The organism is Flavobacterium sp. H4147 (assembly GCF_029360735.1).
GTDB lineage: Bacteria > Bacteroidota > Bacteroidia > Flavobacteriales > Flavobacteriaceae > Flavobacterium > Flavobacterium endoglycinae.
The window spans coordinates 1511572-1538302 of record NZ_JARKNB010000001.1 but is presented as its reverse complement, the minus strand read 5'-3'; the positions used below and the strand labels follow the sequence as shown (position 1 = coordinate 1538302).

Genomic DNA, 26731 nt, shown 5'->3' with positions numbered 1-26731 from the left:
TTAAAGAACTATTGACAATCCTTGGAAAAATCAAAAATCAAAAATCGTTAATCTTCAATCGTTAATCAAATGAAATTTAAACTTTATATATTTTTATTGCTTTTTTCTACTATGATTTCTGCACAGCAGAAAACAGTAGAAACCAGTATTGACACCACAAAAAACAAAATTGGTGCTGAGTTTAAACTGACTCTTAAAACAGTGGTAAGCTCAAAATCAAAAGTTGTTTTCCCAAAGCTGAAAAACATTGGTGCTTTAGAAGTAATACAGTCTTATCCAATTGATACGGTTAAAAAAAATGATACTTACGAATTAATCAAAAAGTACGGATTAACTCAGTTTGATTCTGGTCGTTACACTATTCCTAGTATTAAGATTTTAATTGACAAAAAACCTTACTTAACAGATTCTATCAAAGTTGAAGTGGCGAATGTAAAAGTAGACACTTTGCAACAGAAAATGTACGACATCAAGGATATTACCCCAGCCGAAGATATTACAGGAGATTGGTGGAAATATGTTCTCGCAGCTATTATAATTTTAGGAATTGGCGCTTTTGTGTACTGGTATACCAAAAAACACCAGAAGAAAAAAATTGAAGAAGAAGTTTACAAGACTCCTATTGAAAAAGCGACAAGTTTATTAAACAATCTGGAGCAAAAAGAACTGGTTCAAAAAGGTGAAATCAAAGAATACTATAGTGAACTGACTGATATTGCGCGTAATTATATCGAAGAAGCCATTCATATTCCAGCGATGGAAAGCACTACTTCTGAATTGATTAATGCCATCAAAACAGCTTCAACTAAAAAGAAAATGGTTTTAACACCAGAAACAGTTGAAAATTTAGAACGCGTTTTACGTCAGGCCGATTTGGTAAAATTCGCAAAATCAAAACCGCTTGAATTTGAAATTACCGAAGACCGAAATAAAATTCAAAGAGTAATCTTAACGCTGGATAATGCCATTCCAACCGAAGTTACAGCGGAAGAAGAAGATCAGCTGTTGAATGAAGCACAAAGACAGAAACAAATTCAGCTTCAATTAAAGAAACAAAGAAACAAACGAATTGCTATTGCAGTAGGTTCTGTCGTGTTTTTAATATTGGCGACTACTACTTTCTTCATCATCACGAAAGGATTTAATTTCGTAAAAGACAATATCATTGGGCATCCAACTAAAGAATTATTAGAAGGAGAATGGGTAAAAAGTGAATACGGAAATCCAGGTATTTTAATCGAAACTCCAAAGGTTTTAAAACGTTTAGATACCGAAAAAGCACTTCCAAAAGAAACTATGGCATTGATTAAAGAAATGCAGCTTTTTGGATATGGAAGTTTAATCGACAATTTTTATGTTGCTGTTTCAACGACTAAATTCAAAAATCCAACAGAAATAGATTTATCAAAAGCTTTAGAAGGAAGTTTAAAAGTAATTGAACTTCAAGGAGGTCAGAATATAATCGTAAAACAAGAAGATTTCCAGACAAATCAGGGAATTCAAGGAATAAAAGGATACGGAACAATGACTGTTTTAAATCCTGCTAACAAAACAAGTACAAAAGGATATTACGAAATCCTGCTTTTCAAACAAGATCAAGGCTTGCAGCAGATTATAATTTTCCACGAAGAAGGCGACACCTATGCAAACGATATTACAACCCGAATTTTAAATTCTGTTGAACTTAAAAAAGCAAGTAACTAATGAATAATCAGATCACTTTTTTAAATCCAGAGTTCTTTTGGTTGTTTTTATTAATTCCAATTGTAATAGGATGGTACTTCTGGAAAAGAAATCAGCAGTCGGCTACATTAAAAATGAGTTCGACAGCAGGTTTCAAAAACAGCGAATCGTTTTGGACAAAAGCAAAACCATGTCTGTATGTTTTCAGAATTATCGCTTTAAGTTCATTGATTGTAGCACTGGCAAGACCTAGAACAGTCGACATCAGCAATCAAACCAAAACCACAAAAGGAATTGATATTGTAATGGCAATCGACGTTTCAGGGAGTATGCTCGCAAAAGATTTAAAGCCAAACCGTATGGAAGCTTTAAAAAGAGTCGCGGCTGATTTCGTAGGAGAAAGACCAAACGACAGAATTGGATTGGTTTTATATGCCTCTGAAGCCTATACTAAAACTCCGGTTACAAGCGACAAACCTATTATTCTGGAAGCTATAAAAGGCATTAAATACGATACCGTTTTACAAGACGGAACGGGAATTGGAATGGGATTGGCAACTGCAGTAAATCGTTTAAAAGATAGTAAAGCAAAAAGCCGTGTTATCATTTTATTGACAGATGGTGTAAACAATGCTGGATTTATCGAACCAGAAACCGCTGCTGATATTGCAAAACAATACGGAATAAAAGTATATACGATTGGTCTTGGAACTAATGGAATGGCTGAATCTCCTTATGCATACGCGCCAAACGGCGGTTTCTTATTCAAAATGCAAAAAGTAGAAATCGACGAGCAGTTAATGAAAAGCATTGCACGTAAAACCGACGGAACGTATTTTAGAGCAACCAGCAACGATAAATTAGCCGAAATATACAATTCGATCAACAAGTTAGAAACAACCGAAATCCAAGAATTGAAATTCTACGATTATGACGAAAAATTCAGATTTTTTGTTCTACTCGCGTTAGGTTTATTGGTATTGGAAGTAGGTTTAAGAAATACAGTTTATAGAAGCTTTATTTAATTTTTCAAATTAAAAAATTTCAATCTTAAAATTCCAAATAACGATTTGGAGTTTGGAATTTGGAATTTCAACATTGGAATTTAAAACATTTATGGAATTAGACGAAAAAAAATATTTATATCTCTTACTGCTTATCCCTATTGTGGTGTGCGTTTTTCTTTTCAATATGTATTGGAAAAGAAAAAAACAACGCGAATTTGGTGATTTGGAAATGGTTAAAAAACTAAGTCCGGAAAGATCTGTTTTTAAACCTGTTTTAAAATTATCGATTCTGCTTTTAGCATTTGCCTCAATTATTATCGGATTGGTAAATCCGAAGATTGGTACCAAAATGGAAACCGTAAAACGTGAAGGTATTGATATTGTTTTTGCAGTCGACGTTTCAAAAAGTATGCTGGCAGAAGACGTGGCACCAAGTCGTTTAGAAAAAAGCAAACAGCTTGTTTCGCAAATCATCAATTCATTAGGAAGTGATAGAATTGGTATTGTGGCTTATGCCGGAAGTGCTTTCCCAGTATTGCCGATAACATCAGATTACAGTGTTGCCAAAATGTTTTTGCAAAGTATGAGTCCAGATATGGTTTCATCTCAAGGAACATCACTTGATGAAGCAATCAGATTATCATCGACTTATTTTGATGAAAAAAGCAAAACCAGCAAACTTTTGATTTTAATTTCTGATGGTGAAGATCATTCTGAAGGCGCTGCAGCTGCTGCCGAAGAAGCCAACAAAATAGGAATGAAAATTATCACGATTGGTGTTGGTACAGAAAAAGGAGGAACCATTCCGTTAAAAGAAAATGGTATTGTTAGAAGCTATCAAAAAGATCAGGACGGACAAACGGTTATTACAAAACTAAACCAAGAAGGATTAAAAACTATTGCAAAAGCAACAAAAGGTGGTTACGTATATGGCGGAAGCACCAAAGAGGTTTTAGAATACATTAAAAATGCTTTAAACAATATTCAGAAAACCGAATTTGAATCGACTCAAATGGCCGATTACCAATCGCAATTTCAATGGTTCTTGGGCTTTGGATTTTTACTGTTGTTTATTGATATTTTCCTTTTAGAAAGAAAAACAAACTGGATAAAAGAGTTGAATTTATTTAACGAAAAGAAATAAAGATTCCGTTTAATTTCGGAACAAAAAATAAAAAAATCAGAATGAAAAATTTACTTCTTTATATTTTACTAACGCTTTCTTTTGCTGTTTCTGCTCAGGAAAAAGACAAGGTATTGCCTGGTGCCAATGAAGAATATAAACAGAATAAATTTACAGATGCAGAAGCTGGTTACAGAGTTTCAGCATCAAAATTTCCTAAAAAAGCAACGTCTTTATATAATTTAGGAAACTCGATTTACAAACAAAATCAGATTGCTGAAGCCAAGTACGCTTACGCAAATGCTATAAAAAATGCTAAAACTAGACCTGAAAAACACAAAGCGTATCATAACTTAGGAAACGTTTTAATGAAAGAGAAAGATTATTCGCAGGCAGTTGAAGCTTACAAACAAGCGCTCCGAAATGATCCAACAGATGAAGAAACGCGTTACAACTATGCTTACGCCAAACAAAAGCTAAAAGAAAATCCTCCTAAAAACGATCAAAACAAAGACAAAAATAAGGATAAGGACAAAGACAAGGATAAAAAAGACGACAAAGACAAGAACAAGGATCAAAATAAGGACAAAGACAAGGATAAAAAAGACGACAAAGGCGATAAAGATAAAGACAAACAAGACGGTAAAAATGATTCTAAAAAAGACGACAAGTCTGACAATAAAGGAGAACCAAAACCAATGCCTGGAGGAATTTCAAAAGAACGAGTTCAGAATCTGTTAGACGCTGTAAACAACGAAGAAAAGAAAATTCAGGATAAAGTAAACGCTCAAAAAATAAAAGGAAGTCCAAAAAAACCGGAAAAAGACTGGTAATAAGTTCAATCGTTTAATCGTTATTTATTTATCCACTAGGCATAAATAAAACTCGGTTAGGCGATTAAACAATTAAAAACGATTTAAAACAACTAATGAAAAGATATTTAATTTTATTTCTACTCACCTTTCAGGGACTTATGGCTCAGGTTCAATTTGAAGCCAGAGTAAGCAAAAACTCACTTGGAGTTAATGAAAGACTGCGTATTGATTTTATTATGAATGTTGACGGGGACAATTTTGACCAGCCGTCATTTGAGGGGTTTAAAATGGTTGCAGGTCCAAGCCAGCAAATAAGCCAATCTTGGATAAACGGCCGCAGTTCTTTTCAAAAAATATACTCCTACATTTTACAACCGGAGAAAAAAGGTACTCTTGTTATTAAACAAGCCGCAATCGAATACAATGGACAGATCTATAAAACGGCACCTATAAAAGTAACCGTTACCAATGCCGTTGCGCAAGAAAGAGATCCAAACGACAGACAGCAAGGATCTCCAAATGAACTTTTACAATTGGTAGCTGAGATTTCTAAAACAAATCCGTACCTAAATGAACCTATTACTGTTGTCTACAAATTATACTTTGGTAATATTGGTGTTACTGGTTTCAAAGAACTCGCAAAACCAAAATACAATGATTTCTGGAATCAGAATATCGAAATAAAACAACTTACTCCAGAAGAAGGAAGTTATCAAGGACAAAGATGCTATTATGTAGTCTTGAAAAAGACAATTTTATATCCGCAGAAAAGCGGCAGATTGACTATTGAACCTCTTTCATTAGACATTGGAGTACAGCTGCCAACGAATCGTCGAGATATGTTTGGACAGATGATTATTACCGAAGACAACAAAATAGTATCGGCAGGGTCAAAAACTATTAATGTAAAACCGCTTCCTGAAACAGGAAAACCAGAAGGTTTTACAGGTGCAGTTGGAAGATTTAATTTTACAGTTACACCATCAAGAACGACTTTAAAAAGTGGTGAAAGTCTAGATTTAGTAGTCAGCGCAGCCGGAAGTGGAAACATGAAATTATTTACACTGCCAAAACCTGTTGTACCAAATGCATTAGAAATGTACGATCCGGTTCATGATGAAAAAGTAAATACATCATTAACGGGAATGTCTGGAAAAATCACAGACAAATACACCATTATTCCGCAGTACAAAGGAAAATATGCCATTAAACCAATGACGTTCTCTTATTTTGATTTGAGTTCAGGTTCTTATAAATCGATCACATCTCAAGAAGTTATGATTGATGTTCTGGACGGACCAACATTGGCAGAAGCAAATCCTTCAACGGCATCTAAAAATGTAGTAGAAAAAATAGAGCATTTCAAATACATCAAACCAAAAACAACTTTGACAGCTATTGCTAAAAATGATTTTTATGGTTCTGATTTGTATTATGCATTACTATTCTTCCCATTTGCTATTATCCCAATTATTATATTGGTTAAGAAGAAAAAAGAGGCTATTGACAGTGATGTAACCGGAAACAGAATCAGAATGAACAATAAGCTGGCGAAAAAGTATTTATCGCAGGCTAAAAAACAGCTTAACAATAAAGAAGCATTTTATATTGCTCTTGAAAAAGCGATGCATAATTTCTTAAAAGCAAAACTGCATATTGAAACTTCAGAAATGAGTAAAGACAATATCCGTGAATTGCTTTTATCAAGAAATTCAAATCCTGAAACGGTTCAGAATTTCATTAATCTGACTGAAAACTGCGAATTTGCACGTTATGCTCCAGCTTCAAGTGCTTCGATTCAGCAAGATTATGACAAAGCAGTTTTAATTATTTCCGAATTAGAAAAACAGATTGTTTAATTTTTAAGGAAAGTTGATTTAGATTACGTGAATTAAATTCACAAAGCTGAAAATCTTATTACATATCTAAAATGAAAAATATACTATATCTTTTTTTACTAATCTCACAGGTTTTCTTTGCTCAAAGCAGTTTTGAGAAAGGAAATGCTTTGTACCAAAAGGGACAATATCAGGAAGCTGTTCAGGTTTATGAAGACATTATAAAAGAAGATAAACTTCAATCGCCTGAATTGTATTTCAATCTCGCAAATAGTTATTACAAACTAAATAAGGTCGCTCCTTCGATTTATAATTACGAAAAAGCTCTTGTGCTTAAACCAAACGACCCGGAGACTTTAAACAACTTAAAATTTGCCAAAAAGTTAACTATTGATGAAATTAAAGAAGTACCAAAAGTAGGATTCGCAAAACTAATCCAAAACTTCACTTCTATTTTTGATTACAATATGTGGGCAAAAATTTCTATTGGAATTGCTTTTGCCTTTTTACTATGTTTTATTGGATATTATTTTTCACAGCTTACCATTACCAAAAGAATTTACTTTATAGGAATGTTTATTCTTCTGGTGGCTTTAGGGTTAAGTGCTTCGGCGGGAATGTCTGAAAAAAACCACTTCGATAACGATCGCCCAGCCATTGTTTTTTCTGAAATGAGCGAAGTACGAAGCGAACCTCAAAAAGCAGGTTCGGCTATTATTCTGCTTCACGAAGGTGCGAAAGTATATGTGATGGAAAGTGTAGGCAAATGGAAAAAAATCGAACTGACAGATGGAACCGAAGGCTGGATTGATGGAAATACCATTAAAGAAGTCAAATAAATGGATTCAATATTTCAAATAAAAAATCCCAAATTCCAAAGTTAACAATTGGAATTTGGGATTTTCCTTTTCTTGGAATTTCAAATCAAGTGTTATAATCAAATTTAATTACAATCTCATTTAATGTTTAAAATAACTTATATCACTTATATGATTTAAAATTAGAAAGTGTAGATTTTTAAAGGCGTAACACAATAATCCAATTTTATATCCGATTCAAAAACGTCATCAATCATTTCTACAGATTCGAAGAAAGAAAGACCAATTTTTATCGTTTCGGGTTTGCATTTTGCCAAGAATTTATCATAAAAACCTTTTCCGTAACCAATGCGATTGCCATAAATATCAAATGCCAAAAGCGGTACAAAAACAACATCGATTATTGAAACTGGAACTTCAAGTCCGTTTACAGGTTCGGGAATATTAAATTCGTTTTTCTTTATTTTGGTATTATCGGTCAATAAAAAATGCGTCATTTCTCGAGTTTCAAAATCACTTTTTGAAATCACAATTTCTTTATCTTTTCCCGAAAGCAAATGCAGGATAAATTCCGTATCAACTTCTTTATGTTCTACGATAGGAAGAAAAACATGGTAATAACTTTTATCCCAAATTGGTAATTGGATCAAATTATTGGCAATAGCCAGACTTTTCTCTTCAATATCTTCGGTTGAAAGTTCTTTTCGAAGGTTTTTGTAATGAAGTCGTAATTCTTTTTTATTCGTCGGCATTTTCAGGAGTGGTTTTAGAAAGATGGTAAATCGCATCGCCTTCATACACAATAGGCGAATGATTGGCATTAATCACAAATCCATCATGCGGCGCTTTTACTTTCTGCTCAAATTTTCCAAACGGATCTGTAATAATCGCTAAGATAGTGCCTTTGGTTACAAATTTCCCAATCAAATTAAAATCATGTAAAAGTCCAGAACATTTTGCACGAAGCCAAACCGAATGTTTAATATAAATCGAAGGTGTTAATGCTTGCTCGACAATTTGTTTTGAATCCAGCATTCCTAAATGATGAAGCAAACGTTTTGTGCCTAAAACTCCTTGATTGGCAATCTCATTATTAATATCCAATGATTTTCCTCCTTCAAAAAGCAGCATTTTTACATTGGCAGTTTCAGAAGTTTTTCTAAAAGAACCATTTATATTTTTGGAATAAAGTGTAAAAGGCGCATTAAAAATATCGGCCAAGACTTTCAATTCGGGATTATTCTCGGTAATTCTAATTTGCGGTGCATTGAAACGACTTGCTCCGCCAGCATGAAAATCGACTGCGTAATCTAAAATTGGCAGAATTTCTTCGACAATATGATAGGCAAATCTACTGGCCAAAGAACCTTTTTTGCTTCCTGGAAAAACTCGGTTTAAGTCACGACCGTCTGGAAACTCTCGAGATTTATTCACAAAACCGTACATATTGATAATCGGAATACAAATAATAGTTCCCTTTTCAGGTCGGTTAATTTTTTTACTGATGATTTGACGAACGATTTCTACACCATTAATTTCGTCTCCGTGAATTCCTGCCGAAAATAAAACCACCGGACCTTCCTGCTTTGAACGACGGACAATAACAGGAATATTAAGTTTTGTTGTAGTATGTAATCGTGCTATTTCGACATTTATCGTTTTATGTTCTCCCGGCAGAATCGATTCGCCGAAAATAACCAAGGGCTTACTATTTTTCATGCAGAATTATAAAATCTAAATATAGAAATTATTCTTTTGATTTCGTAAATTTGAAACTAAATCAATGTTAAGGTTTTTTTCTCAAATCAGAATGGTTTTTGAAAAAGTCCACACACCATCTTCAGAAATAAAACAGAATGCAAAAACCGTCCTTAGATCTTCAAATTCTCACCTTACCGGACAATCCCGGCGTGTATCAATATTACGATAAAGACGGGAAAATTCTATATGTAGGAAAGGCCAAAAATTTAAAGAAAAGGGTTTCTTCTTACTTCAATAAAATTCATGATACAGCCAAAACGAATGTTCTGGTAAAAAAAATCGTGACCATAAAACACATCGTAGTTCCAACAGAAAACGATGCGCTTTTACTGGAAAACAATCTGATTAAAACATTACAGCCAAGATACAACGTCTTGCTTCGTGATGATAAAAGCTACCCTTGGATTTGTATTAAAAGAGAACCTTTTTCGAGAATATTTTCAACCCGAAGAATGGTCAAAGACGGTTCTGAATATTTTGGTCCGTATACCAGTTTCAAAACGGTGCACACTATTTTGGATTTAATTAAAGAATTATATCCGCTAAGAACCTGCAATTTCGACTTAAACAAATCCAATATCGATTCAGGAAAATTTAAAGTTTGTCTTGAATATCATATTGGAAATTGCAAAGGACCATGCGAAGGTTTGGAACCTCTGGAAGAATACCAAAAACAAGTCGATGCAATCCGAGAAATCCTGAAAGGAAATTTCAAAGAAAGCATGAAAGGTTTCAAACGCTTAATGGTAAAATACGCCGAAGAATTACGGTTTGAAGAAGCACAAAAAATCAAAGAAAAAATTGAAGTTCTTGAAAATTATCAATCAAGATCAACCATTGTAAATCCAAAGATTACCAATATCGATGTCTTTTCGATTGTTTCAGATGAAACGGCCGCTTACGTCAACTTTTTACAAATTTCCCACGGTTCGATTATTCGTTCTCATACTTTAGAAATGAAGAAAAAGCTGGATGAAAGTGATGAAGAATTATTAGAACTAGCAATCGTGGAACTTCGGGAGCGTTTTCATTTATTATCAAAAGAAATCATTGTTCCTTTCGAAATTGATTTGGGCGAAAACATCAAAACAACCGTTCCGCAGCTTGGAGACAAAAAACAGATTTTAGATTTATCCATCAGAAATGCAAAATTCTACCGAATCGAACAATTGAAACAATTACAAATTGTTGATCCGGACAGACATACTAATAGAATCATGGCACAGATGCAGAAAGATTTACGTCTGCCTTCTGAACCACGTCATATTGAATGTTTCGATAACTCGAATATTCAGGGAACCAATCCCGTTGCCGCTTGTGTAGTTTTTAAGGATGGAAAACCAAGCAAAAAAGATTACCGTCATTTTAATGTCAAAACCGTTGAAGGTCCAAACGACTTTGCTTCGATGACCGAAATTGTATACCGCCGTTACAAACGATTATTGGACGAAAATGAACCTTTACCGCAATTGATTATTATTGATGGTGGAAAAGGACAATTGTCTGCAGCACTAAAAAGTATCGATGATTTAGGATTACGCGGAAAAGTTGCGATTATTGGAATCGCCAAACGTCTGGAAGAACTTTTCTATCCAGGTGATTCGATTCCGTTATATCTGGATAAAAAATCAGAAACTTTAAAAGTAATACAATATTTGCGAAACGAAGCACACCGTTTTGGAATCACGTTTCACCGTGACAAACGAAGTAAATCTGCACTTAATTCATCAGTAGAAAGTATTCCTGGAATTGGTGAAAAAACCATGCAGACGTTAATACAACATTTCAAAAGTGTTAAAAGATTGAAATTAGCATCAGAAAAAGAAATATCTGCAGTTATAGGTGTATCAAAAGCCAAAAAAATTGTCGACTTTTACAAAACCAACTAGTTAAGTTTTTATGCGCCTTACCAAGATTTCCAAATCAAATACCTATTTTAAAGGTATTTCTTCTATTTCAATTACGATTGGAAACATTTGGTGCACCGTATTTTCAATTTTTATATGCTTACTTCTTCTTCTTCCTCAAAAATCATTTTCGCAGGAAGCAAAACAAGACAGCGTTAAAAGACCTAAAATTGGTTTGGTATTAAGCGGCGGCGGTGCAAAAGGTTTTGCTCATATTGGGGTTTTAAAAGTTCTGGAAGAAGCCGGAATCAAAATCGATTATATTGGAGGAACGAGTATGGGATCTGTTATTGGCGGACTTTATGCTTCGGGTTATAATGCTTCGCAAATTGATTCTATTTTCAAAAAAACCAATTTCGACGAACTAATCAACGATTACATTCCGCGTTCTTCTAAAAATTTCTACGGAAAGAAAAATGACGAATTGTATGCCATTGTTCTTCCGTTTAGTAATTTCAGAGTCGGTATTCCCGAAGCACTTTCAAAAGGAATGTACAATTACAATTTACTGAGCAGTTTAACTAGAAATGTACGCCATATTCGTGATTTCAATAAACTCCCTACTCCGTTTTTATGTATTGGAACCAACATTGAAACCGGCGAAGAAGTTTTATTAAATAAAGGAAATCTTGTTCAAGCCATGATGGCGAGTGCGGCTTTTCCTTCCTTATTTACACCTGTAGAAATCGATGGCAATTTATTGGTTGACGGCGGTGTGGTAAACAATTACCCTATCCAAGAAGTTCGCAATCTAGGTGCCGATATTATTATTGGTGTTGATGTTCAGGACGATTTGATGAAACGAAAAAACCTCAAAAACGCTACTAGAATTCTAGTACAGATTACCAATCTGCAGTCTATTGATAAAATGAAAAACAAAATCAAAGACACAGACGTTTATATCAAACCAGACATTCGTGATTATGGTGTTATTTCATTTGACAAAGGTGAGGAAATCATTCGAAAAGGTGAAGAAGCCGCTTTCGCTGTTTATGAAAAAATCAAATCATTGGTCAACGAAGACAACTTTTATAAAAAACCAAAATTAAAAGTCGCTACTGACACACTCCGAATCGAAAAAATAAACACCGATCGATTAGACAATTATACCAAAGAATATATTCGTGGTAAATTGCGTTTTAAGCCAGGAAGTACAATCACATATGATGACTTAAAAACGGGAATTAATAATTTAAATGCCACACAAAACTTCAGCACCATATCATACTGCCTGCAACCCGATGGCAAAAAGGATGATCTGGATTTGGTTTTAAGAGAAAATCCAACACAAACGTTTTTAAAACTGGGTCTTCATTATGACGGACTTTATAAAAGCGCTGTTTTACTGAATCTAACTCACAAAAAGACATTTCTAAAAAATGATGTTACTTCATTAGACATTATCTTGGGAGATAATTTCAGATATGATTTTAGTTATTATGTCGAAAATGGTTTCAACATCAGTTTTGGTTTCCGTTCGCGATTAAACCAGTTCAACCGAAATGTAACTACAAGTTTAAGCAATCTGGTTTCTGAAAATCCAAACGTCAATTTAATCAATGTTGACTTTATGGATTTATCAAATCAAGCGTATTTCCAGACCATTTTTGTACAGAAATTTTTAATGGGCGGCGGTTTAGAATACAAATACCTGAAAATAAATTCGCCTACACTTATCAATGAAGAAAATATAATCGACAAGAGCAATTATTTTAGCGCATTTGCTTATTTGAAATATGACTCTCTAGATGACAAATATTATCCAAGTTCAGGATTGTATTTCTCTACAGATCTGCAAACTTTTCTTGCTTCATCGGATTACACTAATAAATTCAAACCATTTTCTATTGCCAAAGCCGAACTTGGTTTTGTAAAAACCGTTTTCAACAGAGCTACCATAAAATTGGGTGCCGATGCAGGTTTCAATATAGGAAGCGACAGTATTCCATACTTTGATTTTATATTAGGAGGTTATGGTTATAACAAAATCAACAACTTTAATTATTTCTACGGATATGATTTCTTAAGTATTGCCGGAAATAGTTTTATAAAAGCTGATATTACACTGGATTACGAATTTTTGAAAAAAAATCACATTAATCTCTCTGCCAATTTTGCCAACTTGGGCGATGATATTTTTACTTCTGTCGATTGGGTTTCAATGCCTAAATATACGGGTTATGCTCTAGGTTATGGACTAGAAACTATAATTGGTCCAATTGAAATCAAACAATCATGGTCGCCCGAAATATCAAAAAGCTTTACATGGTTTAGTATTGGTTTTTTATTCTAAGCTGATTTTTTAGAAATATTTTATATTATAAATAATACAATGTGTAATTTTGATTAAAAAAAATTACGATATTTGTTGTGATGAAAACAAAATGGACAGGTTTATTAGAGTATCTTCAATTTCTCATGAAGAGAAATCCTGAATAATGGCTCTATCGAATTGAGATAATTAGTCAATTGAAAAAATTGAACTGATTATTGGTTAATGCAATTCAAATTTTCGAATTATCTAATTTACAAATTATCTAATTGAAAAGCCATGCCACTATATCACAAACTTGGGGATTTCCCTCAAAAACGACACACCCAATTCGAAAAACCAAACGGCGGATTTTACTACGAACAGTTATTTGGAACAGAAGGTTTTCACGGACATTCTTCTTTATCGTATCATGTTCACAGACCAACTCAGGTAAAAGAAATTTTAAACTCCTATTCTGTTGAGCCCAAAATTGCAATTGGCAAAAATATAAAATCACTTCTTTTTAAAGGTTTTGAGTTAAAACCGGAAAATGATTTTCTGGACAGCCGAAAAGCCATGTTAGTCAACAAAGACTGTATTATTGGTTTGGCTGCGCCGAAAGAATCGCTGCGAAGTTATTTCTATAAAAATGCCGATGCCGATGAAATGCTTTTCATTCATCGAGGAAAAGGAAAATTAAGAACCATGTTAGGAAATATTCCATTTGAATATGGTGATTACTTGATTATTCCGCGTGGTATTATTTATCAGATAGAATTCGAAACAGAAGACAACCGACTTTTCTATGTAGAATCATATACTCCTTTTTATACACCAAAACGTTATAAAAACCAATCAGGACAGCATTTAGAACATTCGCCATTTTGCGAACGTGATTTTATTCTGCCAAATGAATTAGAAACGCACGATGAAAAAGGTGATTTTTTAATGAAAATTAAAAAAGAAGGCATGATTCACGAAGTGGTTTATGCAACTCATCCTTTTGACGTTGTGGGCTGGGACGGATACAATTTCCCATACGGATTCTCAATCCATAATTTTGAACCTATAACGGGACGTGTTCACCAACCGCCACCGGTACATCAAACTTTTGAAACAGCTGCTTTTGTAGTTTGTTCATTCTGCCCAAGACTTTACGATTATCATCCAAAAGCGATTCCGGCACCGTACAATCACAGCAATATAGATTCTGACGAAGTACTCTATTACGTTGATGGCGATTTTATGAGCCGTAATAATATCGAACAAGGTCATATTACTTTACATCCAAAAGGAATTCCGCACGGTCCAGCACCAGGCGCAATGGAGAGAAGCATTGGTCACAAAGAAACTCAGGAATTAGCCGTTATGGTGGATACTTTCCGTCCATTAATGGTTACTGAAGAAGCAATGGGATTGGATGATGGGAAATATTACCAATCCTGGACTGAGTAGTAATTAGTTAATGTGGCAATTAGAAAATTAGATAATGCCTGAAAACGTATAAATGAAATAATTAAAATAATTATTGTAATTTTAAACTTACAAAATAAATTATCTCATTGACACATTGACAAATTATCTAATTGGACAAAATGACCTTTAACGAAAAATACAAAGACAACGCTCTTTTAATTAAGACTTTCAATTTCGCCTTAAACATTATTGATTACACTAATGAACTTCAAGAACAAAAAAGGTTTGTCATTGCCAATCAATTATTAAAAAGCGGAACATCAATTGGGGCAAATTCGAAAGAGTCTCAAAATGCAGAAAGTAAAGCTGATTTTATACACAAATTAAAAATAGCAATTAAAGAGGCAGACGAAACTGAATATTGGTTGTTCTTGTGTGATGCACATAGTGAATATCCAAATTGCAAACGTTTATTAAATGATCTTTCAGAAATTTTAAAAATTTTAAATAAAATAATATCAACATCTAGGAGGAATTAGAAAATTAGAAAATGTGTCAATTAGAGAATTATTTTAATTAACCTCATTTCAAAATTATCTCATTTTCTCATTATCAAATTATCTAATTATCTAATTATGAGCAAAGAAGTAAAATCAGTAGAATACGGATTAGAGAAAATATTTGAAGGAGCACAAGATTTCCTTCCATTATTAGGAACAGATTATGTAGAATTTTATGTAGGAAATGCTAAGCAGGCAGCACATTATTATAAATCTGCATTTGGATATCAGTCATTGGCTTACGCCGGATTAGAAACAGGAGTACGAGACAGAGCATCGTATGTTTTGAAACAAGATAAAATCAGAATTGTTCTCACAACACCTTTAACAGCTGATTCTCCAATAAACGAACATTTGAAAAAACACGGTGACGGAGTAAAAGTGGCAGCACTTTGGGTTGAAGACGCTACAAAATCGTACGAAGAAACAATGAAACGTGGCGCACGTTCTTTTATGGAGCCAACTGTAGAAGAAGATGAATTTGGTCAAGTAGTTCGTTCTGGAATTTATACGTATGGAGAAACCGTTCATATTTTTGTAGAAAGAAAAAATTACAACGGCGTTTTCTTGCCAGGTTATAAAGAATGGAAATCCGACTTCAATCCAGAACCAACTGGATTAAAATACATTGATCACATGGTTGGAAATGTGGGCTGGAATGAAATGAATACTTGGGTAAAATTCTATGAAGAAGTGATGGGATTTGTAAATTTCCTTTCTTTTGATGACAAACAAATTACTACCGAATATTCTGCATTGATGAGTAAAGTAATGTCTAATGGAAACGGAAGAATTAAATTTCCAATCAACGAACCGGCAGAAGGAAAGAAAAAATCTCAAATTGAAGAATATTTAGATTTCTACGGCGGACCTGGAATCCAGCATATCGCGATTGCAACCGATGACATTATTAAAACCGTATCTCAGTTAAGAGCACGCGGTGTTGAATTTTTATCGGCTCCTCCACATACCTACTACCAAGCAATTCCAGAAAGATTAGGAGTTCACATGGATATGATGAAAGAAGATTTAAACGAAATTGAAAAACTTGCCATTATGGTAGATGCCGATGAAGATGGTTATTTATTACAAATATTTACAAAACCTGTTCAGGACAGACCCACTTTATTTTTCGAAATTATTCAAAGAATGGGTGCAAAAGGATTTGGTGCAGGAAACTTTAAGGCTCTGTTTGAGTCAATTGAGAGAGAACAAGAATTGAGAGGAACTTTGTAAAAATGCGATATTTTTACATTATGCAAAAAAAATCCCTGCAAAGTGATGATTTTTATGCAAATGTTATGTTAAACTTACTTTTTGCTATTTTTTTTATGGATTTTGTATCTATCTTTGCACTCGCAAATCAAGAAGGGGTGGTTTCCTTCTGAATTGATATAAATTTCATAATTTATAGTTTTTTGGTTAGTTAATAGCATAAAAACTCAGTCATAATTGGCTGAGTTTTTTTGTTTAGGTACATTTGGAATAAAATTTGCATTTATCTATCTTTATAATGAAATGTAAAAATTGTACTATGAAAAAGCTCATTCTCATCATATTAGCACTAACAACACTTGGATTCGATTCGCAGAAAGAAGATGCGTTCGATACCGGTGAATTTTTTAAATTCAGAATTCATTACGGAATTGTAAATGCCGGATACGCAACACTTGAAGTTAAAGATGCCACTATAAACAACAAAAAAGTATACCACGCTGTTGGAAAAGGGTATACAACAGGAATGTCAAAATTTTTCTTTAAGGTAGAAGATCTTTATGAAAGTTATTTTGACAAAGAAAACGGAAGTCCTTATCGTTTCGTTAGAAAAATAGACGAAGGTGGTTACACCAAAAATCAAGAAGGATTTTTTAATCAAAACGACAATAGAGTTTTAGTAAAAGACTATAAAAGAAAAACCGAAAAAACGATTGTAGTTACTGATAATGTGCAGGATATTGTTTCTTCTTTTTATTTCTTAAGAAATCATCCAAATATTGACAAATTAAAATCGGGAGAAGCGATTACAATTGACATGTTTTTTGACGATGAAATCACAAAATTTAAGTTAAAATATGTAGGTCGTGAAGATATTACGACTAAATTTGGAACAGTTTCTACCATGGTTTTTAAACCACTTGTGCAAACAGGAAGGGTTTTTAAAGAAAAAGAAAGTTTAACGCTCTGGATTACAGACGACGACAACAAAGTTCCTATTAGAATTAAAGCCGATCTTGCTGTTGGATCTCTAAAAGCAGATCTCGATGAATACAAAGGGTTGAAAAATCCACTTAAAGTAAAAAAGAAAAAATGAATCTAACCGATCATTCAGAATCAATTTTAAAAGAAATTGACCTTAAATTTCAAGCCATAAACCAAAAAACTGATGTTCAGTTAGAAGGATTACTTTGGTCAAAACCAATCACTTATTGGGATTACATTCAAACCGATGCTCTTTTAAATTTACAAATACAACGCACTACGCTTCCTGATGAAATGGTATTTATTATGTATCATCAGGTAAACGAATTAATCTTTAAAATGATTTTGTGGGAAATCGACCAGATTGCCGACACACAAAACATTCAAGTAGATTTTTTCAGTGAAAGACTTTCAAGAATTACACGTTACTTTGATATGTTGACGAATTCATTCAGCATCATGGAAAACGGAATGGAAGTCGATCAATACATGAAATTCAGAAACACGCTTACTCCTGCAAGCGGTTTTCAAAGCGCACAATATAGATTGATCGAATTTACTTCTACAGACGTTATTAATTTAATCGACAGAAGATACAAAGCAAATTTTGACGAAAACACTGATTTAGAAACAAGCTTCGAACATTTATACTGGCAGGCTGCCGGAAAAGATTATCACACTGGAGAAAAATCATATTTGCTGCAGCAATTCGAAAACAAATATAAAGATCAATTTTTACGACAAATGGCTTCGTTTAAAACGAAAAACATTTGGCAGAAATTCACACAATTACCTGTTGAAGATCAGCAGAATCCTGAATTAATCAAAGCCATGCGTCATTACGATTACACGGTAAACATTACTTGGGTAATGCAGCACTTAAATACTGCTATTAAATATATTTTAGAAAGCGGAAAAGGAAACGGTGAAGCAACCGGAGGAAGCGACTGGCAAAAATATATGCACCCAAAATACCAAAGACGCATCTTTTTTCCTAAATTGTGGACCGAAGAAGAATTGTCCAATTGGGGAAATGAATAAATCACTCTAATTTCCCAACAAAATTTAAAAAGTTTGAAAAAAGCAGCCGTAATTATTATTGTCTTGTTTTCTATTTTCGCATGTAATAAAAAAGAAGAAACAATAGTCGAAAACAAAATTACTAAACCAAAAACCAAAAAAATAGAATTCGGTTTTAATTACGCTGACTTCAATGTTGTAAATGACACCATCTCAAAAGGAGATTCATTTGGATCTATTCTGCAGAGTCAAAATATTGGAGACAAAAAAGTGCACGACATCGTAGAACAAGTAAAAGATTCTTTTAATGTTACTTCGATTCGTTACAACAAACCTTTCACTTTACTTCGTTCTAAAAACAAAACCAACAATCTTCAGGTTTTTATTTATCAGCCAGATGCTTTAACCTATTATGTTATCGATTTAAGAGACAGCATTGCAAAAGCCTTTAAAAAGGTAAAACCGGTAACTTTAAAAAGAAAAATTATTGGTGGTGTTTTAAAAAGTTCTTTATCTGAAACATTAGGAAACGAAAGTGTCGAAACAGCATTGGCCAGCAGAATTACCAAAGTATTCTCATGGTCTATTGACTTCTTTAAACTAAAAAAAGGAGACCGCTATGGATTAATTTTTACAGAACGTTTTATAAATGGAAAAACCTATGATGGTGTAGAAGAATTAGAAGCGGCTTTTTTTGAATACAAAGGAAAAATTGTTTACGCTTTTCCTTTTGAAAAAGACACCCTTTCAGGAAAAATAGAATATTATGATGATGAAGGAAAAACTCTTAAAAATTTCTTCCTAAAAACACCAATCAAATTCAGCCGAATCACTTCAAGATTCACCATGAACAGATTTCACCCAGTACAACATACTTGGAAAGCTCATAAAGGAACAGATTATGCCGCTCCAACTGGAACTCCGATTTCAACAACCGCTTCTGGAGTTGTAGAAGCAACTGGATATACAGCAGGAAACGGAAACTTTGTAAAAGTAAAACACAACGGAACCTACTCTACACAATACTTACACATGTCTAGAATTTTGGTGAAACGCGGCCAGCGAGTTACACAAGGACAAACAATTGGATTAGTTGGAAGTACAGGTTTAGCATCTGGTCCGCACGTTTGTTATCGTTTCTGGAAAAATGGAGTTCAAGTAGATGCGCTTCGATTGAATTTACCAACCGGCGAATCTTTAACTGGAAATGACAAAACCCGTTTCTTAAAACAAATGGAACCTTTGAAAAGAGAATTAGACAGTATTGGAAATTTGTAAGATCTTTTTGGAGATGTTGAACAAGGACAAGCCGAAAAATGAACTGAAGAAATCGTTGAAGATTTATTCGGAAGAGATCTTGTAAAAAAGTGGCAATATTAAAAATCATCTAATAGTTCCAATTTAAAAATAGCACCCATGAAAAACTCACGAATTGAAACGATTTTTAATGAAACTTTTTCAGGATTAAAACTATTTTATAGAGATACTACACTTTCGCCGGATTTAATTGCAAAATATCAGATTGGGCAAATTATTAAAGAAAAAGGATTTACAGATATTACACGTATGAGCGGTGGACTTTCAGGAAACTTGCGATATTTAATTGCGAGTTCTGATGCCAAAGATTTATCCGTTTTCAATCCTGACTCGGCAAAAATTGGACATTATCTTCTGTCGGCTGATACCTTTTTTAAGGTTTTAGACATTCAGGAAGACGACCATAAAACACAAATTTTCTTATTGCACATTCCTGAAAATTCAATTCCACTTTTTAAAAATTCAACTTCAAATATTGAAGAGGAAATCATTGAAAAAGCTCAGAAACGCTTTCGCGAAAAAATCAATGCTAACTTAACTCCTGAATTGCAGACGGAAGCGTGGAAAGAAAGAACCAAATTACCAATTGGAATGAATGAAAATGGAGAATTTTTCTATGATGATTCTAAAGTTCAAAAACTAGAATCTATAAAACATCTTGAAATTTCAAAATCAGGAAAAGCAACCGAAGTAAAAAAACCTTGGTGGAAAGTTTGGTAAAATATAATGAAAACGATGAAACAGTTTTTATTGATATTTATGTCAGTGATAATAATCGGATGCACTAAATCAAAGACTTTTATCTTAAATGATTCTGGAAAAAACAGATATTACGTTTCTAAATTCATAAATGATATTTTTGAAGAAAACCAAATAGGCAAATGCCCTTTAATCGTAATAGACGGAATACCATTTAAATATGATAAAATCAAAGATACCATCTTATTACCATTAAAAAAATCTGACATCAATAGTTTAAACTTTTTAAATCAAAATAGTAGTCGAATTATTTATAATGAAAAAGAAAACGACGGCGCTATTCTAATAACCACAAGAATAAAAAACTAACAGAATCATAAAACGTTTTCGTAACTTATTGTTATATAATCATCAACCATTCTCCTTTTAAAAGTTATTTCAGTATTTTTGTGTTTCTAAAAAAAACAATTCAATAATAAAATACAAATGGCTTTAAACACTACCAACCCAACCGGAACTGAAGCGTGGAAAAATCTGCAGAAACACTTCGATGCAGTTCATGGAACCACAATACAGGATTTATTTAAACAAGATAACTCACGAGCTGAGAAATTCAACATACAATGGAATGACTTTTTAGTTGATTATTCTAAAAACAACATTAACCAAGAAACAGTTTCACTTCTATTAGAACTAGCAAATTCTATTGGATTAAAAAATGCAATTACTGATTATTTTGGAGGAGAATTAATCAATCAGACAGAAAATCGTGCAGTTCTTCATACGGCTTTACGTGCTCCTGAATCGGCAGTTATTAATGTTGATGGAGAAAATGTAATTCCTGAAGTGTATGAAGTGAAAAATAAAATCAAAAATTTCACGGAAGAAGTTATTTCTGGACAAAGAAAAGGATATACAGGAAAAGCATTCACAGATATTGTAAACATTGGAATTGGAGGTTCAGATCTTGGTCCGGTTATGGCAGTTGAAGCTTTACAATTTTACAAAAATCATTTAAATACACATTTCGTTTCAAATGTTGACGGTGATCATGTAAATGAAATCATCAAAAAACTAAATCCTGAAACGACTTTATTTTTAATTGTTTCTAAAACATTTACTACTCAGGAAACACTTTCAAATTCAGAAACGATTAGAGAATGGTTTTTAAAATCAGCTTCTCAGGAAGATGTTGCTAAACACTTCGTTGCGGTTTCAACCAACATTCAAAAAGTTACAGAATTCGGAATCAACCCTGACAATATTTTCCCAATGTGGGACTGGGTTGGAGGAAGATTTTCTCTATGGAGTGCTGTTGGTTTAAGCATTGCATTGGCAATTGGTTTTGACAATTATAACCAATTGTTAACTGGAGCAAACGAAATGGACGAACATTTCAAATCGGCAGAATTTGACAAAAACATTCCGGTAATTTTAGCTTTATTAAGCATTTGGTATAATAATTTTTACGGTGCCGAAAGTGAAGCTTTGATTCCGTATACTCAATATTTATCAAAATTAGCACCTTACTTACAGCAGGCAACAATGGAAAGTAACGGTAAAAGTGTAGGCCGTGACGGAAAACCGGTTAACTATCAAACAGGAACTATTATCTGGGGAGAGCCAGGAACGAATTCGCAGCATGCTTTCTTCCAGTTAATCCACCAAGGAACGAAGATAATTCCAACAGACTTTATCGGATTTGTAAAACCTCTTTACGGAAATGAGGATCACCATAATAAATTAATGTCGAATTTCTTTGCACAGACTGAGGCTTTAATGAATGGAAAAACCGCAGAACAGGTTCAGGCAGAATTTGACAAACAAGGACTTGCAGCAGATAAAGCTTCTTATTTATTACCTTTTAAAGTGTTTACAGGAAACAAACCTACCAATACAATTTTGGTTCAAAAATTAACTCCAAAAAGTCTAGGATCTTTAATCGCGCTTTACGAGCATAAGATTTTTGTTCAAGGTGTTATCTGGAATATTTTTAGTTTTGATCAATGGGGAGTTGAGCTAGGTAAACAGCTTGCTAATTCAATCTTAGACGAAATTAATTCTAACACAGTTAAAAATCATGATAGTTCAACATCGTTTTTGCTGAATCATTTCTTAAAAAATAAATAGTTTACAATTATATAATGGATTGAAACGCCTTAATTTAACTCTAATTAAGGCGTTTTTTCGTATAAATACCTTCCAAAAAGAGTATAAATTAACACATATTGCAAGTTTACAGCTACAAAGCAATTACAATCATTGCTGATTTAACAATATAACATCATAAAAATTCAATAAAAAATTATTTTCTTTAATAAAAAATCAAAAAATCATTTTAATACGCAACACAAACTTCAAAACTGATTTTTCTTAACATTTTGATAACATTATCTGATTTTATTGTTATAATTTTGCCAAAAACAATAAACTCAATAACAAAATGAAGAAAATGAAAAATTGGTTACTCACTGGACTATTTTTTATGATAGTTTCAACCGTATTTTCTCAAGGAAAAGTTACTGGTAATATTACCGACGGTACAGCAGGTTCGTTACCAGGAGCAAACGTACAGATCAAAGGATCTTCTACGGCAACTTCAACAGATTTTGATGGTAAATTTACTATCGACTCACCAAACGCTTCTGGCGAATTGGTAATTTCGTACATAGGTTTTGAAACTAAAACAGTTAAATTCACTGTTTCAGGATCTACAAACTTAGGTAACATTGTTTTAACTTCAAATTCTAACGAATTATCAGAAATTGTAGTTAAAAGTACTACAGTAGATATTGCTAAAGACAGAAAAACTCCGGTTGCTGTTTCTACAATTAAAGCTGCTGAAATTCAAGCAAAATTAGGAAATCAAGAACTTCCTGAAATGCTAAAAAGCACTCCATCTGTTTATGTAACAAAATCTGGAGGTGGATTTGGAGATTCGAGAATTACAGTTCGTGGATTTAGCCAAAACAACGTTGCTGTGATGGTAAATGGTATGCCAGTTAACGATATGGAAAACGGAGCTGTTTACTGGAGTAACTGGGCTGGTTTATCTGATGTAACTTCTTTCATTCAAGTACAAAGAGGTTTAGGATCTTCAAAATTAGCTATTGCTTCTGTTGGGGGTACCATGAACTACGTAACTAAAGCTTCTGACTTAAAACAAGGTGGTACTGTTGGTACTTCATTTGGTAACGATAATTACTTTAAATCTAATGTTGCTTACAATACAGGAAAATTAGACAACGGTTTCTCTGCTTCTGTATTATACAGCCATACTCAAGGTGATGGTTATGTTGACGGAACAGCTTTTAACGGAGACAACTACTATGTAGCTCTTGGATATACTACCAAAAACAACAAACACGATTTCCAATTTACGGTTACTGGTGCTCCACAATGGCACGATCAAAGATCTACATTTATTACGATAGCTCAATACCAAAAATATGGTACAGAGTCTGATCCAAATATCAAATACAACTCTGATTGGGGTTACAAAGGTGGTGAATCATTTAATATGGTAAGAAACTACTACCACAAGCCAGTTATTTCATTAAACTATGATTGGAATATCAACGAAACTTCAAAATTATCTACTGTAGCTTACGTTTCTTTTGGACGTGGGGGAGGCTCTAGAGGAGCTGGTGGTATTAGAGGTTTTAACTATGCTAATAACGCATTCAGAACTGCAGATGGTTTAATAGATTTTGACAAAATTGTTGCTTACAACTCAGGACAAACAGTAAACATAAATGGTACTAATTACACACGTACAACAAATGGCACAAGTGGACAATTCCAAAACAGCTCTGCTACAGGAAGTTTAACAAACTCTACAACAGGTATTTCTCAAATTTCATCTGTAAATTCTCATAACTGGTATGGTGCGATTGTTAACTTTAACAAAAAATTCTCTGATAAGTTAACTTGGGATTTAGGAATTGATGTAAGAGGATACAAAGGTATTCACTACCAAAACATAAATAACTTATTAGGAGCTGATTCATATATTGACAACTTTGATGCAAACAATCCAAACAGAGTTTTAACAAACACATATTCTACATATGCAGCTTGGAACGTATTCAAAAGCACAGATAAAGAAGAAAAAATTAACTTCTACAATGATGGTGATGTAAGATGGTATGGTGGATTTACTCAATTAGAGTACTCTTCAGATAATTTTACTGCATTCATTCAAGGAGCACTTTCTCAACAGGGATTCAAAAGAGTTGATTACTTCAAATATTTATCTTCAAACCCATTATCTAGTACAGATTATGAAAACATCTTAGGTGGTAACGTAAAAGGTGGTGTTAACTACAACATCAATGAGCATCATAATGTTTTTGTTAACTCAGGATACTACTCAAAACAACCATTCTTTAATGCGGTTTACCCAAATAATGCTTCATTAGTAAATGGTAACTTAACAAATGAGAAAATCTTCGGTATTGAAGCTGGTTACGGTTTACGTACACAGATGTTTACAGCAAACTTAAACTTCTACCGTACTTCATGGAAAGACAGATACCAAAGACAAAATGACGGAGCTACTGACAATCCTGGAGGTTACTATGATTTTGCTGGAATTACAGAAATTCACTCAGGTATCGAGTTTGATGCTACTGCTAAAGTTATGGACAAACTTACCCTTACTGGAATGTTCTCTATAGGAGATTGGAAGTATGACGGAACAAGTACAAGTAATCGTTACGATTCTGGAAACAATCCTATTGGTGGAGGAACTGCTACAACATTATATCTTGATGGTGTAAAAGTTGGAGATGCCGCTCAAACTACAGCAGCTTTAGGAGCAATTTATGAGATTTTACCACGTTTTACTGTTGATGCAAATTATAACTATAATGACAAATTATATGCTGCAATTTCTCCAGGAAACTTCACATCAGCAACTAATAGAGGTTCATTGCAATTACCTTCTTACGGTACAGCAGATGCTGGATTAGCTTACAAATGGTTAGTTGGTAAAAACAAAGATAACTCAGTTGGTTTCAGATTAAACGTCAACAACGTTTTTGATTACACTTACATCGCTGAAGCAAAAACAAACTACTTTGCTGCTGATTACCCTACTCAGCCAACATACAAAGGAATTTCTACTAACAACCAAGTATACTTCGGTTTCGGTAGAACTTGGAACTTCGCACTACGTTACGATTTCTAAGAATTTAGAATCTAAATAAATAATAAAAACGGCATTGACTTTTAAGTTTAATGCCGTTTTTTTATACCTGTTTTTGCTATATTTGTTTTTAACAAAAAAACACAGTTATGTACAACTTTATACAAAAATTACATTCGGGCTGGGCATATTTAGCATTATTGCTTTTATTGTTTGCCGTTGTAAATGCCCTTATCGGTTTTTCTTCAAAAAAAGAATTCACAGCAAAAGACCGCAAAATATCCCTATTTGCACTAATTGGAATTCATACACAATTATTGATTGGTTTAGTCCTTTATTTTGTGTCTCCATTAGGAAAAGATTCTTTAGGACAAATGTCAAATGCAGCCGTTCGATTGACTTCATTAGAACATCCACTAATTAACCTTATTGCCATTGCTTTAATTACTATTGGATGGTCTAAACATAAAAAACTAATCAACAGCGAAGCAAAGTTTAAAACATTCGCTATTTTTTACGGATTAGGATTAATACTTGTTTTAAGTAGAATTCCTTGGAGCCTATGGTTCCAATAACCAACTAGAGCCCTACAATAGGGCTTTTTTTATCTCGGCATATTATTTGTACAAACTCCCCCAAGTCTGAAAAAAAATAACCTATGAGAAATAAAAATATTTTACTCGCCTCTTTTACATTATTATTTATCTGCTGTTTTTCTTATGTCATAAGTCAAACGAAACCTACAACTGAACCTAAAATTATACAGGATACGGTAAAAAACGTAAAACCAAACCTTATTGCTTTACCAACAGACTCAGTATTCACAGATAAAGGATTAAAACTAAAACCCTATAAAAAAAACGCTCACGCCTCCTACTACGCAGATCGTTTTAATGGAAGAAAAACTGCTGACGGAAGTCGTTTCAACAACAACAAGTACACCGCGGCACACAAAAAACTTCCTTTTGGCACAAGAGTTAAAGTCACTAACGAAGCCAACGGAAAATTTGTAATCGTAAAAATCACCGATCGCGGTCCATTTGTAAAAACCCGCGAAATCGATCTTTCAAAAAGAGCTTTTATGGAAATCACTAAAAGTAAAGGTGCTGGAGCTATGAAAGTAACGCTTGAAACTATAGTAGAATAAAAAAATCCCGCTTAAAGC

Annotated in this window: 22 protein-coding genes; 20 read left to right on the top strand and 2 right to left on the bottom strand. The window is 33.5% G+C overall.

What is annotated here, in order from left to right; all coding sequences use genetic code 11:
- The first annotated feature begins 69 nt into the window (after window positions 1–69).
- The 6 genes from P2W75_RS06690 to P2W75_RS06665 all read left to right on the top strand — a co-directional run bounded on the left by P2W75_RS06690 (window position 70) and on the right by P2W75_RS06665 (window position 7305).
- A complete protein-coding gene (locus P2W75_RS06690; protein WP_276379699.1) occupies window positions 70–1704 on the top strand; it encodes a hypothetical protein in 1635 nt (544 codons plus the stop codon).
- On the top strand, window positions 1704–2708 hold the full coding sequence (locus P2W75_RS06685; RefSeq protein ID WP_207294389.1) for a VWA domain-containing protein: 1005 nt from the start codon (window positions 1704–1706) through the stop codon (window positions 2706–2708). The genes P2W75_RS06690 and P2W75_RS06685 overlap by 1 nt, the downstream gene beginning before the upstream one ends.
- Window positions 2709–2799: 91 nt before the next feature.
- The gene (locus P2W75_RS06680; protein WP_207294388.1) at window positions 2800–3834 is read left to right on the top strand and encodes a VWA domain-containing protein; all 1035 of its coding nucleotides are present in this window, start codon (window positions 2800–2802) and stop codon (window positions 3832–3834) included.
- Window positions 3835–3875: 41 nt separating this feature from the next.
- Window positions 3876–4646 carry a tetratricopeptide repeat protein gene (locus P2W75_RS06675; protein ID WP_276379696.1) on the top strand — a complete coding sequence of 257 codons (771 nt, stop codon included), beginning with the start codon at window positions 3876–3878 and terminating at the stop codon, window positions 4644–4646.
- Window positions 4647–4741: 95 nt separating this feature from the next.
- Window positions 4742–6487: a BatD family protein gene (locus tag P2W75_RS06670; RefSeq protein WP_276379694.1), complete on the top strand. Its 1746-nt coding sequence runs from the start codon at window positions 4742–4744 to the stop codon at window positions 6485–6487.
- A gap of 71 nt (window positions 6488–6558) precedes the next feature.
- Window positions 6559–7305, top strand: a complete 747-nt coding sequence (locus P2W75_RS06665) for a tetratricopeptide repeat protein (protein ID WP_276379692.1) — start codon at window positions 6559–6561, stop codon at window positions 7303–7305.
- A gap of 161 nt (window positions 7306–7466) precedes the next feature.
- Here the strand turns inward: P2W75_RS06665 and P2W75_RS06660 are convergent, their stop codons facing one another.
- Both P2W75_RS06660 and P2W75_RS06655 read right to left on the bottom strand, forming a co-directional pair.
- Window positions 7467–8036: a 5-formyltetrahydrofolate cyclo-ligase gene (locus tag P2W75_RS06660; RefSeq protein ID WP_276379689.1), complete on the bottom strand. Its 570-nt coding sequence runs from the start codon at window positions 8034–8036 to the stop codon at window positions 7467–7469.
- Window positions 8023–9003 carry a succinylglutamate desuccinylase/aspartoacylase family protein gene (locus tag P2W75_RS06655; protein ID WP_276379687.1) on the bottom strand — a complete coding sequence of 327 codons (981 nt, stop codon included), beginning with the start codon at window positions 9001–9003 and terminating at the stop codon, window positions 8023–8025. The genes P2W75_RS06660 and P2W75_RS06655 overlap by 14 nt, the downstream gene beginning before the upstream one ends.
- 137 nt (window positions 9004–9140) lie before the next feature.
- On the opposite strand from P2W75_RS06655, the gene uvrC reads away from it, so the two are divergent.
- From uvrC to P2W75_RS06585, 14 genes are all read left to right on the top strand, one after another.
- Window positions 9141–10934: an excinuclease ABC subunit UvrC gene (gene uvrC / locus P2W75_RS06650; protein WP_276379685.1), complete on the top strand. Its 1794-nt coding sequence runs from the start codon at window positions 9141–9143 to the stop codon at window positions 10932–10934.
- Window positions 10935–10944: 10 nt separating this feature from the next.
- The gene (locus P2W75_RS06645) at window positions 10945–13245 is read left to right on the top strand and encodes a patatin-like phospholipase family protein (RefSeq protein ID WP_207294381.1); all 2301 of its coding nucleotides are present in this window, start codon (window positions 10945–10947) and stop codon (window positions 13243–13245) included.
- Window positions 13246–13503: 258 nt separating this feature from the next.
- A complete protein-coding gene (locus tag P2W75_RS06640; RefSeq protein ID WP_207294380.1) occupies window positions 13504–14661 on the top strand; it encodes a homogentisate 1,2-dioxygenase in 1158 nt (385 codons plus the stop codon).
- A 140-nt stretch (window positions 14662–14801) separates the two neighbouring features.
- Window positions 14802–15161, top strand: coding sequence for a four helix bundle protein (locus tag P2W75_RS06635; RefSeq protein ID WP_276379682.1), 360 nt, complete (start codon window positions 14802–14804; stop codon window positions 15159–15161).
- 96 nt (window positions 15162–15257) lie between these two features.
- Window positions 15258–16418: a 4-hydroxyphenylpyruvate dioxygenase gene (hppD, locus tag P2W75_RS06630; protein ID WP_207294378.1), complete on the top strand. Its 1161-nt coding sequence runs from the start codon at window positions 15258–15260 to the stop codon at window positions 16416–16418.
- A 298-nt stretch (window positions 16419–16716) separates the two neighbouring features.
- Window positions 16717–17493: a DUF3108 domain-containing protein gene (locus P2W75_RS06625; protein ID WP_207294377.1), complete on the top strand. Its 777-nt coding sequence runs from the start codon at window positions 16717–16719 to the stop codon at window positions 17491–17493.
- A complete protein-coding gene (locus P2W75_RS06620; protein ID WP_276379678.1) occupies window positions 17490–18422 on the top strand; it encodes a tryptophan 2,3-dioxygenase family protein in 933 nt (310 codons plus the stop codon). Before P2W75_RS06625 ends, P2W75_RS06620 begins: the two co-directional genes overlap by 4 nt.
- 33 nt (window positions 18423–18455) lie before the next feature.
- Window positions 18456–19679, top strand: a complete 1224-nt coding sequence (locus P2W75_RS06615; protein WP_207294375.1) for a peptidoglycan DD-metalloendopeptidase family protein — start codon at window positions 18456–18458, stop codon at window positions 19677–19679.
- Window positions 19680–19817: 138 nt separating this feature from the next.
- Complete coding sequence (locus P2W75_RS06610; protein ID WP_276379676.1) at window positions 19818–20438, top strand: hypothetical protein; 621 nt, start codon at window positions 19818–19820, stop codon at window positions 20436–20438.
- 39 nt (window positions 20439–20477) lie between these two features.
- Window positions 20478–20786 carry a hypothetical protein gene (locus P2W75_RS06605; RefSeq protein WP_276379674.1) on the top strand — a complete coding sequence of 103 codons (309 nt, stop codon included), beginning with the start codon at window positions 20478–20480 and terminating at the stop codon, window positions 20784–20786.
- A gap of 117 nt (window positions 20787–20903) precedes the next feature.
- Entirely contained in the window at window positions 20904–22547 is a 1644-nt protein-coding gene (pgi, locus tag P2W75_RS06600) for a glucose-6-phosphate isomerase (RefSeq protein ID WP_276379672.1), read from the top strand.
- Window positions 22548–22860: 313 nt separating this feature from the next.
- Window positions 22861–25608: a TonB-dependent receptor domain-containing protein gene (locus P2W75_RS06595; RefSeq protein WP_276379670.1), complete on the top strand. Its 2748-nt coding sequence runs from the start codon at window positions 22861–22863 to the stop codon at window positions 25606–25608.
- A 107-nt stretch (window positions 25609–25715) separates the two neighbouring features.
- On the top strand, window positions 25716–26141 hold the full coding sequence (locus tag P2W75_RS06590) for a hypothetical protein (RefSeq protein ID WP_276379668.1): 426 nt from the start codon (window positions 25716–25718) through the stop codon (window positions 26139–26141).
- Window positions 26142–26224: 83 nt separating this feature from the next.
- Window positions 26225–26713 carry a septal ring lytic transglycosylase RlpA family protein gene (locus P2W75_RS06585; protein WP_276379666.1) on the top strand — a complete coding sequence of 163 codons (489 nt, stop codon included), beginning with the start codon at window positions 26225–26227 and terminating at the stop codon, window positions 26711–26713.
- Window positions 26714–26731: the final 18 nt, after the last annotated feature.

What these genes read in the sequence shown, in the direction of transcription:
- P2W75_RS06690 (WP_276379699.1), top strand. Translation starts at nt 70, where the DNA reads ATGAAATTTAAACTTTATATATTTTTATTGCTTTTTTCTACTATGATT.
- P2W75_RS06625 (WP_207294377.1), top strand. Translation starts at nt 16,717, where the DNA reads ATGAAAAAGCTCATTCTCATCATATTAGCACTAACAACACTTGGATTC.
- P2W75_RS06660 (WP_276379689.1), bottom strand. Translation starts at nt 8,036, where the DNA reads ATGCCGACGAATAAAAAAGAATTACGACTTCATTACAAAAACCTTCGA.
- P2W75_RS06585 (WP_276379666.1), top strand. Translation starts at nt 26,225, where the DNA reads ATGAGAAATAAAAATATTTTACTCGCCTCTTTTACATTATTATTTATC.
- P2W75_RS06595 (WP_276379670.1), top strand. Translation starts at nt 22,861, where the DNA reads ATGAAGAAAATGAAAAATTGGTTACTCACTGGACTATTTTTTATGATA.
- P2W75_RS06675 (WP_276379696.1), top strand. Translation starts at nt 3,876, where the DNA reads ATGAAAAATTTACTTCTTTATATTTTACTAACGCTTTCTTTTGCTGTT.
- P2W75_RS06685 (WP_207294389.1), top strand. Translation starts at nt 1,704, where the DNA reads ATGAATAATCAGATCACTTTTTTAAATCCAGAGTTCTTTTGGTTGTTT.
- uvrC (WP_276379685.1), top strand. Translation starts at nt 9,141, where the DNA reads ATGCAAAAACCGTCCTTAGATCTTCAAATTCTCACCTTACCGGACAAT.
- P2W75_RS06635 (WP_276379682.1), top strand. Translation starts at nt 14,802, where the DNA reads ATGACCTTTAACGAAAAATACAAAGACAACGCTCTTTTAATTAAGACT.
- P2W75_RS06605 (WP_276379674.1), top strand. Translation starts at nt 20,478, where the DNA reads ATGTCAGTGATAATAATCGGATGCACTAAATCAAAGACTTTTATCTTA.
- P2W75_RS06655 (WP_276379687.1), bottom strand. Translation starts at nt 9,003, where the DNA reads ATGAAAAATAGTAAGCCCTTGGTTATTTTCGGCGAATCGATTCTGCCG.
- hppD (WP_207294378.1), top strand. Translation starts at nt 15,258, where the DNA reads ATGAGCAAAGAAGTAAAATCAGTAGAATACGGATTAGAGAAAATATTT.
- P2W75_RS06610 (WP_276379676.1), top strand. Translation starts at nt 19,818, where the DNA reads ATGAAAAACTCACGAATTGAAACGATTTTTAATGAAACTTTTTCAGGA.
- P2W75_RS06620 (WP_276379678.1), top strand. Translation starts at nt 17,490, where the DNA reads ATGAATCTAACCGATCATTCAGAATCAATTTTAAAAGAAATTGACCTT.
- P2W75_RS06640 (WP_207294380.1), top strand. Translation starts at nt 13,504, where the DNA reads ATGCCACTATATCACAAACTTGGGGATTTCCCTCAAAAACGACACACC.
- P2W75_RS06670 (WP_276379694.1), top strand. Translation starts at nt 4,742, where the DNA reads ATGAAAAGATATTTAATTTTATTTCTACTCACCTTTCAGGGACTTATG.
- pgi (WP_276379672.1), top strand. Translation starts at nt 20,904, where the DNA reads ATGGCTTTAAACACTACCAACCCAACCGGAACTGAAGCGTGGAAAAAT.
- P2W75_RS06680 (WP_207294388.1), top strand. Translation starts at nt 2,800, where the DNA reads ATGGAATTAGACGAAAAAAAATATTTATATCTCTTACTGCTTATCCCT.
- P2W75_RS06665 (WP_276379692.1), top strand. Translation starts at nt 6,559, where the DNA reads ATGAAAAATATACTATATCTTTTTTTACTAATCTCACAGGTTTTCTTT.
- P2W75_RS06590 (WP_276379668.1), top strand. Translation starts at nt 25,716, where the DNA reads ATGTACAACTTTATACAAAAATTACATTCGGGCTGGGCATATTTAGCA.
- P2W75_RS06645 (WP_207294381.1), top strand. Translation starts at nt 10,945, where the DNA reads ATGCGCCTTACCAAGATTTCCAAATCAAATACCTATTTTAAAGGTATT.